Annotated in this window: 15 protein-coding genes and 1 tRNA gene; 7 read left to right on the plus strand and 9 right to left on the minus strand. The window is 64.5% G+C overall.

The annotated features are described in order from the left end of the window. Both B3T59_RS01250 and B3T59_RS01255 read left to right on the plus strand, forming a co-directional pair. A partial coding sequence (locus B3T59_RS01250) for a metal-dependent hydrolase (RefSeq protein ID WP_287001300.1) occupies positions 1-475 on the plus strand: 475 nt, incomplete at its 5' end. A gap of 18 nt (positions 476-493) precedes the next feature. Further along, positions 494-1,633: a PDR/VanB family oxidoreductase gene (locus B3T59_RS01255; RefSeq protein WP_287001301.1), complete on the plus strand. Its 1,140-nt coding sequence runs from the start codon at positions 494-496 to the stop codon at positions 1,631-1,633. On the opposite strand, the gene B3T59_RS01260 is transcribed toward B3T59_RS01255, so the two are convergent. Further along, positions 1,595-3,160, minus strand: a complete 1,566-nt coding sequence (locus B3T59_RS01260; RefSeq protein ID WP_287001302.1) for a DHA2 family efflux MFS transporter permease subunit — start codon at positions 3,158-3,160, stop codon at positions 1,595-1,597. The genes B3T59_RS01255 and B3T59_RS01260 overlap by 39 nt on opposite strands. 87 nt (positions 3,161-3,247) lie before the next feature. Here B3T59_RS01260 and B3T59_RS01265 point away from each other — a divergent pair, with 87 nt between their 5' ends. Together B3T59_RS01265 and B3T59_RS01270 are read left to right on the plus strand one after the other, a co-directional pair. Then, positions 3,248-3,826, plus strand: coding sequence for a TetR/AcrR family transcriptional regulator (locus B3T59_RS01265; protein WP_287001303.1), 579 nt, complete (start codon positions 3,248-3,250; stop codon positions 3,824-3,826). Between the two features lie 16 nt (positions 3,827-3,842). Beyond that, positions 3,843-4,709 (plus strand): MerR family transcriptional regulator, encoded by an 867-nt coding sequence (locus B3T59_RS01270; protein ID WP_251721787.1) that lies wholly within the window; start codon positions 3,843-3,845, stop codon positions 4,707-4,709. Here the strand turns inward: B3T59_RS01270 and B3T59_RS01275 are convergent. The 5 genes from B3T59_RS01275 to B3T59_RS01295 all read right to left on the minus strand — a co-directional run bounded on the left by B3T59_RS01275 (position 4,674) and on the right by B3T59_RS01295 (position 9,915). Beyond that, the gene (locus tag B3T59_RS01275; protein ID WP_287001304.1) at positions 4,674-6,197 is read right to left on the minus strand and encodes a hypothetical protein; all 1,524 of its coding nucleotides are present in this window, start codon (positions 6,195-6,197) and stop codon (positions 4,674-4,676) included. The genes B3T59_RS01270 and B3T59_RS01275 overlap by 36 nt on opposite strands. Before the next feature lie 121 nt (positions 6,198-6,318). Beyond that, complete coding sequence (locus B3T59_RS01280) at positions 6,319-7,740, minus strand: UDP-glucose dehydrogenase family protein (protein WP_287001305.1); 1,422 nt, start codon at positions 7,738-7,740, stop codon at positions 6,319-6,321. A 104-nt stretch (positions 7,741-7,844) separates the two neighbouring features. Continuing rightward, positions 7,845-8,420 carry a dCTP deaminase gene (dcd, locus tag B3T59_RS01285; protein WP_005201968.1) on the minus strand — a complete coding sequence of 192 codons (576 nt, stop codon included), beginning with the start codon at positions 8,418-8,420 and terminating at the stop codon, positions 7,845-7,847. Between the two features lie 97 nt (positions 8,421-8,517). Next, positions 8,518-9,090: a hypothetical protein gene (locus tag B3T59_RS01290; protein WP_287001306.1), complete on the minus strand. Its 573-nt coding sequence runs from the start codon at positions 9,088-9,090 to the stop codon at positions 8,518-8,520. Positions 9,091-9,144: 54 nt separating this feature from the next. Beyond that, complete coding sequence (locus B3T59_RS01295) at positions 9,145-9,915, minus strand: SDR family NAD(P)-dependent oxidoreductase (RefSeq protein ID WP_287001307.1); 771 nt, start codon at positions 9,913-9,915, stop codon at positions 9,145-9,147. A 152-nt stretch (positions 9,916-10,067) separates the two neighbouring features. On the opposite strand from B3T59_RS01295, the gene B3T59_RS01300 reads away from it, so the two are divergent. Next, positions 10,068-10,138 (plus strand) — tRNA-Gly (locus B3T59_RS01300). A gap of 40 nt (positions 10,139-10,178) precedes the next feature. On the opposite strand, the gene B3T59_RS01305 is transcribed toward B3T59_RS01300, so the two are convergent. Then, positions 10,179-10,817, minus strand: coding sequence for a TetR/AcrR family transcriptional regulator (locus B3T59_RS01305; RefSeq protein WP_251721782.1), 639 nt, complete (start codon positions 10,815-10,817; stop codon positions 10,179-10,181). A gap of 52 nt (positions 10,818-10,869) precedes the next feature. Between B3T59_RS01305 and B3T59_RS01310 the strand changes: the two genes are divergently transcribed. Beyond that, the gene (locus tag B3T59_RS01310; RefSeq protein ID WP_251721781.1) at positions 10,870-11,406 is read left to right on the plus strand and encodes an ester cyclase; all 537 of its coding nucleotides are present in this window, start codon (positions 10,870-10,872) and stop codon (positions 11,404-11,406) included. A gap of 370 nt (positions 11,407-11,776) precedes the next feature. Continuing rightward, complete coding sequence (locus B3T59_RS01315; protein WP_251721780.1) at positions 11,777-11,938, plus strand: hypothetical protein; 162 nt, start codon at positions 11,777-11,779, stop codon at positions 11,936-11,938. Between the two features lie 65 nt (positions 11,939-12,003). Here B3T59_RS01315 and B3T59_RS01320 read toward each other — a convergent pair whose 3' ends face one another. Together B3T59_RS01320 and B3T59_RS01325 are read right to left on the minus strand one after the other, a co-directional pair. After that, positions 12,004-13,398 (minus strand): carotenoid oxygenase family protein, encoded by a 1,395-nt coding sequence (locus B3T59_RS01320; protein WP_251721779.1) that lies wholly within the window; start codon positions 13,396-13,398, stop codon positions 12,004-12,006. Between the two features lie 98 nt (positions 13,399-13,496). Then, the gene (locus B3T59_RS01325) at positions 13,497-13,991 is read right to left on the minus strand and encodes a flavin monoamine oxidase family protein (RefSeq protein ID WP_313318435.1); all 495 of its coding nucleotides are present in this window, start codon (positions 13,989-13,991) and stop codon (positions 13,497-13,499) included. Positions 13,992-14,460 lie beyond the last annotated feature (469 nt).

Consider the following 14,460-nt stretch of genomic DNA (forward strand, 5'->3'; position numbering starts at 1 on the left):
ACTGTGGCTCATCGCCGCGATCGAGCACTACACCGCGATCCTCGGCGATTTCGCGCTCAACAACACGTGGACCGAGGTCGGTGCCGATCCGACGATGTCGGACCTGTTCACCTGGCACGGAGCCGAGGAGGTCGAGCACCGGGCCGTCGCACACGACGTCGCGGTCTACTTCGGTGACAGCTACCTCCGACGCGGCCGGGCAATGCTGATCGCACTGCCCACCCTGCTACTCCTACTGTTCCGAGGCTTCCGGTTCATCACCCATCAGGACCCGGCGATCAAGCACAACAACTACTTCTACCGCCAGTACCACTACGCACGTGGCGTGCGAGCGGGCGTTCTCCCGACGATCCGCAGCGTGCTCTTCGCAACGGCGAGCTACTTCAGACCGGGCTTTCATCCCAACGAAATCGGTTCGACCGCACAGGCTGTCGCCTACCTGGCGTCCTCGCCCGCAGCACGAAACGCTTCCTGAGTACACCTGGAACACGCCATGAATCAACGGGCACACCCACACACCACCGAGATGACCTCGGTGCCGCCGCATCTCTACGGACGATGGCGCCATGATCCCCTGATGACCTTTGGCACCGTGCTGTCCAAGACGTGGTTGCCGTTCTGGCGCCCGTTCTCGCCACTGCGGTCGACGGCCGAGAATGACGGTGTCACCACGCTGCGCATTGTGGGACGAGAGGTCGTCGCGCAAGACGAGAACGTCGTCGCACTGACGTTCGCCGGACTCGACGACCAGCTCCTCGAAAGATGGCATGCCGGAGCACATCTCGACCTCCTGCTGCCGTCGGGCAGAATGCGCGAGTACTCACTCTGCGGCGACCCCGCCGATAGACACACCTACCGAATCGCCGTGCGGCGCATCCCCGACGGTGGAGGCGGTTCGGTCGAGGTACACGACACCCTGCGCGTGGGCGACACGATCCGGATCAAGGGGCCGCGCAATGCTTTTCCGATCGCATTGCCCGGCTACGGATCGCAAGCCCGCTCACTCCGCTTTGTTGCCGCGGGCATCGGTATCACGCCGATCCTGCCCATGCTGGCGGCGGCCGAGCGCCTCGGTCTCGACTGGTCGATGATCTACACCGGTCGCAGCATGGACTCGATCCCGTTCCGCGACGAGGTTGCGCGATTCGGCGACAAGATCACCATCCGCACCGACGACGAGCACGGTCTGCCGAGCATGGAGGAGTTGCTCGGACCGATCGACCCCCAGACCGGAAGGACCCCATCAGGTCTCGCGGTCTACTGCTGCGGTCCGGTACCGATGTTGGAATCGTTGCGGCGCCATCTACACGACCGCCCTGACATCGAGCTGCACTACGAGCGTTTCAGTCCGCCGCCGGTGGAGAACGGTCGTCCATTCACCGTGACGATCGAGTCGACCGGACAGGAGATCGACGTCGCGGCAGACGAGACCTTGCTGAGCGCGCTCCGCAAAGAGGTTCCGTCAGTGCCGCATTCATGCCGCCAGGGTTTCTGTGGCACATGCAAGATCAGGACGTTGTCGGGGGCAATCGACCACCGCGACAACATCCTGACCGAGCCGGAGCGCGCAGCGGGCTCCATCCTCACCTGCGTATCACGCGCCGGTGGCGATCACCTGACCGTCGACCTCTGAGTGCGCGTCCGGCGTGAGTTCGACGCCGCGCGAGTGACTTTCGCCGCGCAGTAGAATCGCAGCGGCAACGGCAGCCACGGCTGTCACCGCAACCGCCACCCACACCGCACTGTGCAGCCCTTCGACGAAGACTTCCTGCACGGCGATGGTCATACGGCCGGAGATCGACTCAGGGGCGCGGGCGGCGACCTCCGCTCCGCCCATCACCGACCGTTCGGACATCTCGGCAATCTGACGCGGAAGTCCAAGTGCGTTAATTCTTTCCGATACGGACGACGCATACACCGACGTGAGGACCGAGCCGAGTACAGCCACGCCCAGTGTTCCACCGATCTCACGCGTCGTGTCGTTGACGGCGCTACCGGCACCTGCCTGCTCCGGTCGCAGCGAGCTCATGATCACGTGCGTACACGGACCCGTGATAGCGGCGAGGCCCGCAGCCATCAGCGCCATCGACCAGATGATGAGTTCCCAATAACCCGACATCCGTGACGAGATCTCCACCAGCGCAAAGCCTGCCGACATCAGGACAGCTCCCGAGGTCACCACCCAGCGGGGCCCGAATCGGTGTGCCAGCGCCATGGCAACCGGGGAGCAAACCGCGGTCACAAGCGCGAAAGGCAGTGTGCGCAGGCCCGCTTCGAACGGCCCGTATCCCTTCACCGCCTGGAAGAACTGGGTGATCAGGAAGATGAAACCGAACAGCGAGAAGAACGCGACAGCGACCATTCCCGCTGCTGCAGCAAACCTGCGGTTGGTGAACAGCGCGACGTCGAGGATCGGGTGCGCCACCACGAGTTCACGCCACATGAAGAGTCCGATGACCGCACTCGCCACAACTAGGCCCACGATGGTTCGTGCATCGGTCCACCCGTGGTGAGGGCCTTCGATCACCGAATAGGTCAGCAGTCCGAGTCCGACGACCGACAGCACCAGGCCGATGACGTCGAACCGCGACACCGATTCCGGGCGCGTACCGGGCACCACCGCGAGTACTGCGATTGCGGTCACCGCCGCGATGGGCAGGCTGACCCAGAACACCGACGCCCACGAGTAGTGCTCGAGCAGCCACCCTCCGAGGACTGGTCCGATCGCCACGGCGACCCCCGATGTCGCACCCCAGATACCGACCGCCGTGGCACGTTGCTTGCCTTCCGGGAAGATCGCGACGATCAGAGCAAGCGTCGCGGGAAAGACCAGCGCCGCGAACACCCCAAGACCCGCACGCGCAGCAATCAGTTGACCAAGCGTGTTCGACGACGCCGCCAGGGCCGACACCCCGGCGAAGCCCGCGAGACCCACCAGGAGCATCCGGCGATGCCCGAACCGGTCGCCGAGGTAGCCGCCGGTGAGAAGCAACCCGGCGAAGACGAGCGTGTACGCGTCGACGATCCATTGCAGTCCCGAGATCCCCGCCCCGAGATCGCGCGACATGGTCGGCAACGCGACGTTGACGATCGTGTTGTCGACCATCACCAAGAGCTCAGCCAAACACAGCGCACACAGCGCCAACCAGCGAGAACGCATGCGACTCCCCTTCGATGTGGATTGCTGTTCTACTGTTGTAGAACAGTGTTCTTAACTAGAAGAACACCGTTCTAGTAGGTTGTCAATATGGCTTCTTCACGAGGTACGCGTCGTACCCCGGCGACCGAGGTACGCACGAATCTCATCGCGTCCGGGCGTCGGATCCTGGAACGAGACGGAGTCGCCGGACTCACCGTTCGGGCGGTCGCCACCGATGCCGACGTCGCACCCATGGGGGTCTACAACCACTTCGACGGCAAGGAAGGGTTACTCGACGCCCTGGTCAGCGACGCCTTTGTCGAGTTCGCGCGCATGATCGACGTGACAGACGACGACGCCCGAGAGAGGTTGGCGCACAGCGGCAGGGCGTACCGGGAGTTCGCGCGGCGCTACCCGGTCGCGTACTCGCTGATGTTCTCGCGCGAGCACCATCCCGACTCCGACGTCGCCGACCACGCCTTCGCGGTCCTGACCGACCACATCAGATACGGCCAGAACGCGGGACTACTCATGAAGATCGATCCGTACCAGGCGACGATGCAGGTCTGGAGCTGCGTTCACGGTGCGGTCTCGTTGGAGTTGGCGGGCACCCATCCCCCGACGATCGATCCCACGGAGAACTACGAGCACGTCTTGGCCATGGTGGTCCGCGGTCTGAGCTCGTGATGCGAGAATGAGCGCGATGAGCAGCGACGAGAAGGCCACCAACGAATACCGGATCGATGATCTGGCACGGGTTGCCGGGACCACCACACGCAACGTCCGCGGATATCAGGATCGCGGACTGTTGCCCAGGCCACTGCGCCGGGGACGGATCGCGATCTACACCGACCTCCACCTCGATCGCCTCAGAGTGATCAACGATCTGCTCCGTCGCGGATTCACCATCCGGCACATCGGCGAATTCCTCACCGGAATCCAGCGCGGCGACGACCTCGCCGACGTCCTCGGACTTCGCGAGGTGGTTGCCGCCCCATGGGGTAACACGACGAAGACCTCGGTCAGCGCCGATGAACTGCGCGAGTTGCTCAACAACAGCAACCCCGCGTACTTCACGCGATTGATCGACCTCGGATTGATCAGGCCAGAGGGGACAGCGAATCCCCCGACGTCGTTCACGGTGCTCGACCAGGACACCATCGACGCATATGCCCGCCTCGTCCGGCGCGGTCTGACGCTGAATTCGATTCTCTCCGTCCACGAGAACCTCAGTACGCAGATGGATTCGGTTGCGGAGGCACTTATTTCGGCTGGACGCGGGACGATCGCCGAGGAGTACAAGGACGGTTGGATACCGCAGACCCCGGCCGAAGCAGATTGGGTGCGTGATCTTCTCGTCGAATTCAGAAGAGCGGGTTCGACGATCGCGCACAACGCCCTCGACCGCGCACTCGATCGCGACATGGCTCGTCAGCTCGACGATTATCTCGCCATCGCCGACGACTCCGTCGATCAAGATCCACTCGACCTCCGGGGAGAACGTCAGAGCCCGCCCGCCAAGGGACGAAAGCGATCAGGGAACGACGATCGGCGGCAATCCTCCGGGTAGCGGAATGACCGCTCGCGGTTTGGGTTTCGGCCGAGCATTGCTGCGCGGGCGCGGCTGTTCTGCGCGCTGCGACTCCTCGGTCCGCGGGGGCGGCGGAGGCGGCGGCACGTAGGTGGCAGCGGGTGCGCGGGCCTCGTTGAGGTCGGCGAGGTCTGCGTACAACTGTGTTGTCGTCGAACTGTGCGTCGCTGTGACGGGACTCGACGCCGATGGCGACGCGGAACCGCCGCTGAGCCCAAGTGCGGTGGCAGCCAACGCAACTCCGACGACGCCGAGCGCTCCGACACCGATCAGGATCTTCTTCCGACCGCGCCGCGCCGGCGCATCAACCGCTGCCCCACCGACCGCTGTCTCGTCAACCGCCGTCTCGTCAACCGCTGCGGCGTCGTGGCCGCGAGGCTCGATTCCGGGCGATATCGGAACGAAGCCGTCAGCCGGATAAAAGTCTTCGACGTTGTACTGGAAACCGGCGTTGTGCTGAAAACCGACGTTGTACTGGAAACCGGCGTTGTGCTGAAAACCGACGTTGTGCGCAAGACCGGCGTTGTGCGCAAGAGTGGCGGTCGGCAGATAGGCGGGCGCCGACTGATCGGAGTATGCGAGCCGGATTGGCTCGATCCGATCGGTCACGTCGAACTCGTTGTCGACGGATCGCCGCGGCGGGTCGAGCGGTGGTTGCTGCCGGCCTGCTTCTACAAACGAATCGCCAGGGACTTCCGCACCGGCGCCGCCCTGAACATCTGCGACCGGGTCGGCGGCTACGTCCGCGACGGAGTCTTCAGCCACCTCCGCGACCGTCTCGCGGTGGACCTCGACGTGGTCGGTGGTCTGGGCCACGGGTTCGGGCTGCCGTGCCGCGGTTGGCTCCTGCTCGGCGGCGACGTCGTGCAGCGCCAGCGTGACGTCGTCGAGAACCACGATCGGGACGTCGGTGACCGGCGCGAGCAGTTCCGGGAGTCCCGGCCACACGGTGTGCGTCGAATCGAAAACCATCGCGCTGACCGTGCGGCCCGTCGAGTCGGCGCACTGCGCGACGGCGTCGGGGACGCGCTCGGCGCAGGCCAGCGTCGACTGTGCGACGTCGCGTCGTGTGACGCGGAACAGTCGGACGTACTTCTCGCCCATGATGAACGTGCCGTCGGACTCGGCGAGGCGGTATCGGCCCCTATGGCTCAGGAGGCGCAGTTCCGCTGTCCACTCGTCGGAGTCAGGGGCGTCGACGCGTCCCGCGCGCACGAGGTGATCGGAGATGAGGGCGTCGAGGTCGGCTCCGCTTGTGCCAGAAGCACGTCTGCTCGCGAAGGCCGCACCGGACTCGACGTCGACGAGTGTCACTTCGACGCCAGCCTCGGTGACGCTCACCACAGCGAAAGAGTCGACGAGCGTCGAGTGACGGCGTCGGAGATGGTCGGAGACACGACTGATCACGGACGCGTCGACAACCCGCCCGTCATTGATCACCCCGTTCGGGATCACCCCGTCGTCCATAGTTCGGTAGTCTCCGTCATCGAGAAACCCCACGCACATTCTCGTGAGTCGCGCCCAGTACACCTGAGCACGCTCGTTTGACCACTCCCCCGCAGTTCTGAGTGTTCAACCTAGCATGACGTCAGCGGTGCACCACTTGTGTCGCATCTTCGAAGGACAGACGACCGAGACCGACCGAATCCCGCTGATCTGCACCGAACCCGCCATCGTGACTCGCCGTTGCGCCGCCGAGTGCGGCGTACGACCATCCCGCCCGCAGCCACGACTGCGGGTCCAGACACCGGCGCCCGTCGACGATGACACGTGACCGCACAACGGGATCGAGTTCGGATGGCGCCATATGCACGAATTGTGCCCATTCGGTGGCGATTGCGACGACGTCGGCGTCCTGGGCGGCCTCGGCGGCCGAATCGGCATAGTCGAGCATCGGATACATCCGCCGAGAGTTGGCATTGGCCTTCGGGTCGAAGACGGTGACCGACGCCCCGCGCAGCGCCAATTGTCCTGCAACACTCAGTGCGGGTGAATCGCGAACGTCGTCACTTTCCGGCTTGAATGCTGCGCCGAGGACCGCGATGTTGGCGCCCAACAGTTCTCGCGGACATACCTGCGCGATGAGGTCGACCATCGCGGAGCGTCGTCGCATGTTGATCGTGTCGACCTCGCGCAAGAACCGCAGTGCCCCATGCGCTCCGAGTTCTTCGGCGCGCGCCTCGAAGGCACGAATGTCCTTGGGCAGGCATCCACCGCCGAATCCGAGTCCCGCGTTGAGGAATCGACGCCCGATCCTCTTGTCGTGACCGATCGCGTCGGCGAGCGTCGAGACGTCCGCACCGACGATCTCGCAGAGTTCACTGATCGCATTGATGAATGAGATCTTGGTCGCGAGAAACGCATTCGCCGAGACCTTCACCAACTCTGCTGTGGACCAGTCGGTTTCGATGACCGGAAGTCCGGTGTCGATGACCTTGCGGTACACATCGCGCAGCACCGCGCGCGCGTCTCGTGCGTCGGCGTCCGGATCGGTGCCGATCACCAGACGATCAGGACGCAGAGTGTCTTCGACGGCGTAGCCCTCGCGCAGGAACTCGGGGTTCCAGGCGAGTTCGACCGTGGCATCCGGCGCCGTCAACGTACTGATCCGACGCGCCAACGACGCGGCGGTACCTACTGGCACAGTCGATTTGCCGACGATCAGGTGGTCACCACGCAGATGTGGCACCAGCGCGTCCACCGCGCCTTCGACAAACGACGTGTCGGCCGCGTGTCCACGCGCACGCTGCGGTGTCCCCACCCCGATGAAGTGCACGCAACCGTGTGCGGCAGCGGCGTCGGCCTCTGTGGTGAACGAAAGTCTGCCCGCAGAGATGTTGCGGCGCAGGATGTCTGCGAGCCCTGGCTCGAAGAACGGAACCTCGCCCGACGACAGGCGAGCCACCTTCTCCGGATTGACGTCGACGCCGAGCACGTCGTGTCCGAGTTCGGCCATACACGCTGCGTGTGTCGCCCCCAGGTATCCACACCCGATCACTGTCAGCTTCATACCTGAAGTGACTACGTGGGCCGATCTGCCAACTCGCTACGAGCATGTGACCAGTCGCGGACGCGCGCGTGAACGTCGAGGAGTGGCCGGTGAACGGTGAGCGTCTACGGTGCGTCGCGGATGAAGTTCAGATACGCCTTCGACGGCGTCGGGCCGCGCTGGCCCTGGTACTTCGATCCGACCGCGGCGCTGCCGTAGGGATTCTCCGACGGGCTGCTGAGCCGGAACAGGCAGAGCTGCCCGATCTTCATGCCGGGCCAGAGCGTGATCGGCAGATTGGCAACGTTCGACAGTTCGAGCGTGATGTGGCCGGAGAAGCCCGGATCGATGAAGCCCGCCGTCGAGTGTGTCAGCAGACCGAGCCTGCCGAGCGATGACTTGCCCTCCAGCCTGCCTGCCAGATAGTCGGGCAGGCTGCAGATCTCCAGCGTCGAGCCGAGGACGAACTCGCCCGGGTGCAGCACGAACGGCTCTCCGTCTGCGGGTTCGACGAGCGTCGTCAGCTCGTCCTGCCGCTGAGCGGGGTCGATGTGGGTGTAGCGGGTGTTGTTGAAGACCCGGAACAGGTTGTCGAGCCGGACGTCGACGCTCGACGGCTGCACGAGAGCAGGATCGAACGGGTCGATCGACAGGTTGCCGTCGGAGACCTCGGAGCGAATGTCGCGATCGGAGAGCAGCACGCCTGCGAGCGTATCGGACGGTGTGTGGTGCAGGTACGACGACGGCGTTCTGCAGTCTTACCGGTTATTCAGATGGAACCGTGCGAGCCAGGGCGCCTCAACCCCCTGAATTGAGCTCTGCGCGGCACTCCTCCGTTGTCTTGGTCTGGATGCAGTCCGACCACGCCCGCTGGTCGTCGGCCCAGCGATGCTCGGGAGTCTGACCGGTGTTGAGTTGCCACTGATAGTTGGTGCAGATGACGGCGTTGCCGTTGGCGTCGACGGTGGTCCGGCCGATGTCCGCGCCAATGCACTGGTCGCCCAGCGACGGCCCTGAAGTGGCGGTTTGAGGCAGGTTCGGATTGGGTGCGACGCCCTGGACACTGGACCACACCGCGGCGTCGGTTCCCGCGAGACGAGAACAGTAGGCCGTCGAGCCGTCCGTGAACAGAGCCGTGGCCCCGATCGGGCTGCACTGGGCACCCTCGTTGACGGGGGCAACCGTTGGCGTCTGCGGCGGTGCCGTAGTTGTCACCGTGGCCGTCGGCGACGACGCGGTAACCGTCACCGTGACCGCTGAGACGCTCGACTTGTGCTGACCGGCGGTCGTCGCGGTGCCGGAGTCCGTCGCGCAACCCGCGAGGACGACGATGAACGACGCCGCGGCCAGTACTCCCCATCTAGAACGCATGACAATCGATTTACTCCGCGTGCCGCAAGCGTGCGAGCGTAATGGCCTATTTGCTCAGCTCACGGTGCGCTCGGCGATGGCCAGCACGAGCCTACGCGGAGCAAATCGCGCACCGTAGGCGCTGATGCGATTGACAAGACCGTCGACGACGCTCGGCTTGCCCGCCTCGAGCGCCTTGAACGCAGTGTCGACGACCTGCTTGGTCGTGCGTCGCGACTTCATCGCCGAACCGTCGCCCGCAACGTCGAAGAACTCGGTGTCGGTGGCTCCCGGACAGACAGCGAGTACGCGGACTCCCTTTCGCTTACCCTCCGACCACAGCGCCTCGCTCAGCGAAAGCACGTACGCCTTGGTGGCCGCATACACCGCCATGGTCGGAACCGATTGGAACGCAGCGTTACTGGCAATATTTACTATCGCCCCCGTACCTGCATCGGCCATGCGCTTGAGGTAGATCGTGGTGAAGTCGGTGAGTGCGCCGACGTTGAGCGCGACCTCGTCGCGGATGCGCGAGGGGTCGGCGTCGGCGAGGTACCCGAAGGTGCCGAAGCCCGCGTTGTTGACCAAGAGGTCGACGCGTAGCCCGCGGCTATCTGCGTCGGCTACCACCTTGTCGGCAGCGCCCGGTATCGACAGGCCGGCGGGGATGACCTCGGCGCGGACACCGTGGCGAGACGCCAACTCGTCGGCCAGCGCAATCAACTTGTCCTCGCTGCGAGCGACCAGGATCAGGTCAGCTCCTCGCGCCGCGAGGGCACGGGCGAACTGTTCGCCGATGCCTCCGCTCGCCCCGGTGATCAACGCTGTGCGGTTGCGGTACTCCATGACTGGTCTCCCCGTCGTCGTTGTGTCTTGCCGTCACATGTGACGGTGGTGTCTGCGCGAGCCTGGTCGCGAGGATAGCCGTGACATCGCGGCCGGTCACCGTCATCGGAGTCCACGTTTGCTAGGCTGTCGTTCGCGAGCAGAGCTCGCACGCCGATGTAGTTCAATGGCAGAACATCAGCTTCCCAAGCTGAATACGCGGGTTCGATTCCCGTCATCGGCTCTCGTATAACCGCAGGTAGGGCGGTTTTTCCGCGTTCGGCTCAGACCAGTTCGGCGATCATTGCGCGGACCATCCAGTCCCGGTAGTCGGGGATCGTCCAGCCACGCATCACGACCAGCAGCTCATAGAGTTCCGGCGCGATCAGCGTCCACAGCGTGTCCCGTGCGTGTTCGACGGTGACCCCGGCCCGCAGGCTGCCGGCGTCGGCGAGGTGCTCCGCGAATTTGGTCATACCGAACAGTCGTTGCTGTAGCGCAGTCGTCCACAACTCGCGTAGTGCGGGATCGGTGCGCGCGCCGTCGCGGATTGCCAACATCAGTCGTCCGGCGCGGACCATCCGCGGCACCGCTCCCGCCACGTACAACTCGAGCTTGCGGCGGGGGTCGGGTTCGGTCTCGACGGCCCGGGTCTCCGGCCGGTCGGCCACCTCGACTTCTTGGTCATCGCCGGCCAATGCCTGGTCAAAGGCGACCTTGATGAGTCCGGCCTTGCCGCCGAAAGACTTGTAGATGGTCTCGGGGGAGACATCGGCAGCGTCTGCAATGTCTGCGACCGTGACTCCGAAACCGTTGCGCTCGAACAACTCTGTGGCGGACAAGACGATCTGGCGCCGTCGGGCCCGGGCCTGGTCGCGTCGTCCCGACGCGTCGTAGCCTCGCTTTCCATTGACTCCAGTCACCCTGTAATCAATACTAGATTTTCAATACAGTCACTATGTATCGAAAGGGATGATGGACGTGCAGGAACAGGAAGCAACTGGGGTGGCCGTGCGCGCAGTGACCGACATGGGTGCCGGCGACCGGGAGGCGTTCGACGCGACCATGCATCCCGAGGCGGTGAATCGGGAGGCGCACGCGGAGCCACCGAACTGTCGCGGCGTAGGGCCGGAAGCGTTCTGGGCTTCCGCGCTCTGGTTGCGGGCCGCCTTTCCCGATCTGCGGCATGAACCGCACGTCGCCGTGGTCGACGGTGAGTTCGTGGTCGTGTACGCGACGATGTCGGGCACACACCGCGGACCGTTCGTCGTCTACGACGCGGCCGGCCGCGTGGAGCAGGTGTTCGCGCCGACCGGCAAAACCTTCGCCGTGACCCAGACCCACTGGTTCCGCATGCGCGACGGACTGTGCGCCGAACACTGGGCCAACCGTGACGACCTCGGGATGGGACAGCAACTGGGCTGGTTCCCCCCGTCGCCTCGCTACCTCTGGCAGTGCGCCCGAGCGAAGCGCACAGCGCGGCGCGCCGAATTGGGCTCGCGCACTCTCTAGTGACTGGTAGACCAGACGCACGTCTGGGCGGCCCAACACTGGACCGGACAGCCATGGCGGCCGACGGCGATCAGGCATATCGATCGATCAGCCGACAGAAATTGGCATCCAGGCGGCGGCAGTAGGCGGTGCGTCCCATTCTTGTTACAGGCCCCGCCTGTGGGCGATCGGATAACCGTCGATCGGAGGAATCATGTGTTGGGGAGATGATGGGAATGTGGCGCAAACGCCGAACGAAGAGGGCGTTCCCATATCAGCGGGTGACCTCGAGCGGGTGCGCGTGCTGCGAGCCACAGCCGTCGACGCGCTACTGGAAGTAAACGCGATCCTATCGAAATATGTTGACGTTGAAGCTGATTCAATCGATTCAGTGACCATCGCGTTGCGGGGCGTCGGCTACGAGTTCGACGGTGTGCCGCCGGTCATGCAGTGCAGTCAGTTCAATTCCGGTGGTGCGTGCGCCTACGTCGAGTGTGACCCGCCCGGCGCGACCTATCCGTGCCCGGTGGTCACGCTACCTCCCCCGACATGACCCGCTCCGGTGAATGTGGTCCATCAGTGCGGCGTCGCCTGCGTGGTGTCACCTGACCCGGCCCATCATCCAGCGAGCCACGCCCCATGCAGTCCCGCCGGAACACGTTGCGGCAGTTCGATGGTCGCGACGGGTCCCGACGCCGGGTCGTCGGCAGAGAGCAGGTAGAAGCGCGAGCGCATATCTGCGGGGTCGGTGCCGATAGCGCCCCAGAAATCGCCTGCGCCACCGGGGATGAAGATCGGCTCGCCAATGGCAACGCCAGGTGTCCAGCAGGTTTCGGTATCCGCGGACAACTCATAGAACCACAGACTGTCCTGATCGCCGACGTCGCCGGGCCCCTTGGCGACGGTCGCGATGCGGCGATGATCACGGGTCAGCAGTCGGTCGTCGACACGCGGGAATTCCATATCGGTGTCTTTTCGGCTGAGCGCCGTGCGCGACAGTCGTCCATCCGGGTGCACCACCGCCCTGTTCAAGGTCGACGACGACGGGCTCGGCTCCGTCGCGAAACCGCCGGGATACGTCCACTCCACGTAGTCGACGGTCACCGAGCCGTCGGGGTTGTCGAAGGCGTTGGCGAAGTGCCACACCCAGAACGGGTCGGTCGTGATCCACCGCACCGCACCACCGTTGCGGGGGATGAGCGCAATGCGAGTGCCATCATCCGGACGCCACGAGAGCAACGAGCCACCGGTCATTGCGGCTTCCAGATCAAAGATTAAGGGGCACAGGAACAATACGATGTAGGTGCTCGTGAGGGCCATGTCATGAATCATCACCGCGTCGGTGAGAGCTTCGACGGGTGTCGGCTCCACCTTCGTGGTGCCATCAGCGTTGATCACCGACCACGTGAGGTACGGCGCCTCGAGTGTGTAGTTGAACAGCACGAGCTCGCCGGTCGACGGATCCAGCTTCGGGTGCGCAGTGCTACCCACGCGCATCGCGCCGGAGCAGTCGGTCCGACCCAGTGTCGCAAGATCTTTCGCGTTGAGCAGATATGGCTGATCGGCCTCGGCCATCGCCATCAGCTTGCCGGCATGGGAGACGATGTTGATGTCCGGAAGCTCACGGACGGTGCCGGCTAGCTTGTCTCCCACTTCCTCCGCGGGAGGGGTGTATCCGTCGGTGATACCCGACCAGATCGCATGTCCGGCAGCCTCTTCCGCGACCACCATGGGTGTGCGGACGAAGCGATTCAGATACGACGCCCGCCCGTTCTCGATGCTGATGCGGTGCACCATGGCGTCGCCGTCGAGGGGGTAGACGTACGACCCGATCGGATCGAACCGCGGGTTGGGTCCATTGCGCAGGTAGCTCCCGGTCAGCGACTCGGGCAGTTCACCTGTCACCGACAGGTCGGCGACGTCCACCTCCGTTCGCTGTGGCGCAAAGATCCCGGCGAGGTGATTGTGGTGGGTGAGTTCTACGGGTGCAGGTCGGGTTGGTGTGGCGGTCATGGTGTCCACTCTCTGTCGAGCCACTTACCAGGATAAGTCTCGAGTCCACTCGCCGAGCGTCATACGCGACTTCCCCCGCCACTGTCTGACGTGACCGATCAGACCTCAGACGCCGCCACGTCGGCACCGAAACCTGCCGCAGCCAACTCTCCGACCACGCGCTCGGCCGACTCAAGCGCCCCTTCGATGTACCCCGCATGCTCGGATGCCGTCTCGGTGCCTGCCCAGTGGATGTTGCCGACCGGCGCGTGCTCGACCGGATAGAAGCCCTCACGCGTACCGAGGCGTGGCAGAGCCGCGTACCCGCCACCGACCCACTCGTCGTGGTCCCATACCTTGTCGCGCCAATCGGCAAAGTCGCGTACCCGGGGGCCCAGATGGTGTTCGAGTGCGCCGAGCAATTGACTTCGACGCTCGTCGACGGTCAGGTCGCCAAGACGTCGGGCGTCGGCGCCCCCGACCAGGATCGTGAGATGTCCGGGGCCGTCGGGAGGTGACGAGTCGAAGGTCGCGCAGCCCGGGTCGCCGAGCAGGATCAGCTCTGCGTCGATCCCCTCGGCCCCGGCCTTCTTGCACTGACCTGATTGCGCCAGAACGGTGCCTCATAGACGGCGAGCGCCTTGTACACGGAGGCTCCTACTCGGCACGGACCGGATCGGCAACGACAGTCCGCACTTGCCGACCGATGCTGGGCAGCACGCGCAGAAGCGCTCGGCCGAGCCCCCGCAGTCGGCATCGCGGCCGAAGCAGAGTCCCGAACGTGCCAGCCGTGCAATCCACGTGCAATAAGCATCGTTGAATCTGGTTGTTGCATGGATCAGTCCGGCCACCATTCCCGCAATCAACGTCAGTTCGATGCTCTGCATCGTCACGTTGACGAGGTGCGCCGGATTGGTGATGGTGACAACTGCATTGCCGTCGCAGCAAGGTTGGGCATGTTCGCAGTGAGCTTCTCGTACTCCGCCGTGCATGTCTCCACGAGACCGCCTCGGAGTCTGAAAGATTCAGCGCGGATCACCCGATCACGCGCTTGGGATTGTGTGTCGAACCGGGCTCCGCGAA

Origin of the sequence: Gordonia sp. UBA7860 (genome assembly GCF_002500165.1) — a bacterium.
GTDB lineage: Bacteria > Actinomycetota > Actinomycetes > Mycobacteriales > Mycobacteriaceae > Gordonia > Gordonia sputi.

What these genes read in the sequence shown, in the direction of transcription:
- B3T59_RS01255 (WP_287001301.1), top strand. Translation starts at nt 494, where the DNA reads ATGAATCAACGGGCACACCCACACACCACCGAGATGACCTCGGTGCCG.
- B3T59_RS01265 (WP_287001303.1), top strand. Translation starts at nt 3,248, where the DNA reads ATGGCTTCTTCACGAGGTACGCGTCGTACCCCGGCGACCGAGGTACGC.
- B3T59_RS01275 (WP_287001304.1), bottom strand. Translation starts at nt 6,197, where the DNA reads ATGGACGACGGGGTGATCCCGAACGGGGTGATCAATGACGGGCGGGTT.
- B3T59_RS01290 (WP_287001306.1), bottom strand. Translation starts at nt 9,090, where the DNA reads ATGCGTTCTAGATGGGGAGTACTGGCCGCGGCGTCGTTCATCGTCGTC.
- B3T59_RS01260 (WP_287001302.1), bottom strand. Translation starts at nt 3,160, where the DNA reads ATGCGTTCTCGCTGGTTGGCGCTGTGTGCGCTGTGTTTGGCTGAGCTC.
- B3T59_RS01310 (WP_251721781.1), top strand. Translation starts at nt 10,870, where the DNA reads ATGGACGTGCAGGAACAGGAAGCAACTGGGGTGGCCGTGCGCGCAGTG.
- B3T59_RS01280 (WP_287001305.1), bottom strand. Translation starts at nt 7,740, where the DNA reads ATGAAGCTGACAGTGATCGGGTGTGGATACCTGGGGGCGACACACGCA.
- B3T59_RS01270 (WP_251721787.1), top strand. Translation starts at nt 3,843, where the DNA reads ATGAGCAGCGACGAGAAGGCCACCAACGAATACCGGATCGATGATCTG.
- B3T59_RS01295 (WP_287001307.1), bottom strand. Translation starts at nt 9,915, where the DNA reads ATGGAGTACCGCAACCGCACAGCGTTGATCACCGGGGCGAGCGGAGGC.
- B3T59_RS01320 (WP_251721779.1), bottom strand. Translation starts at nt 13,398, where the DNA reads ATGACCGCCACACCAACCCGACCTGCACCCGTAGAACTCACCCACCAC.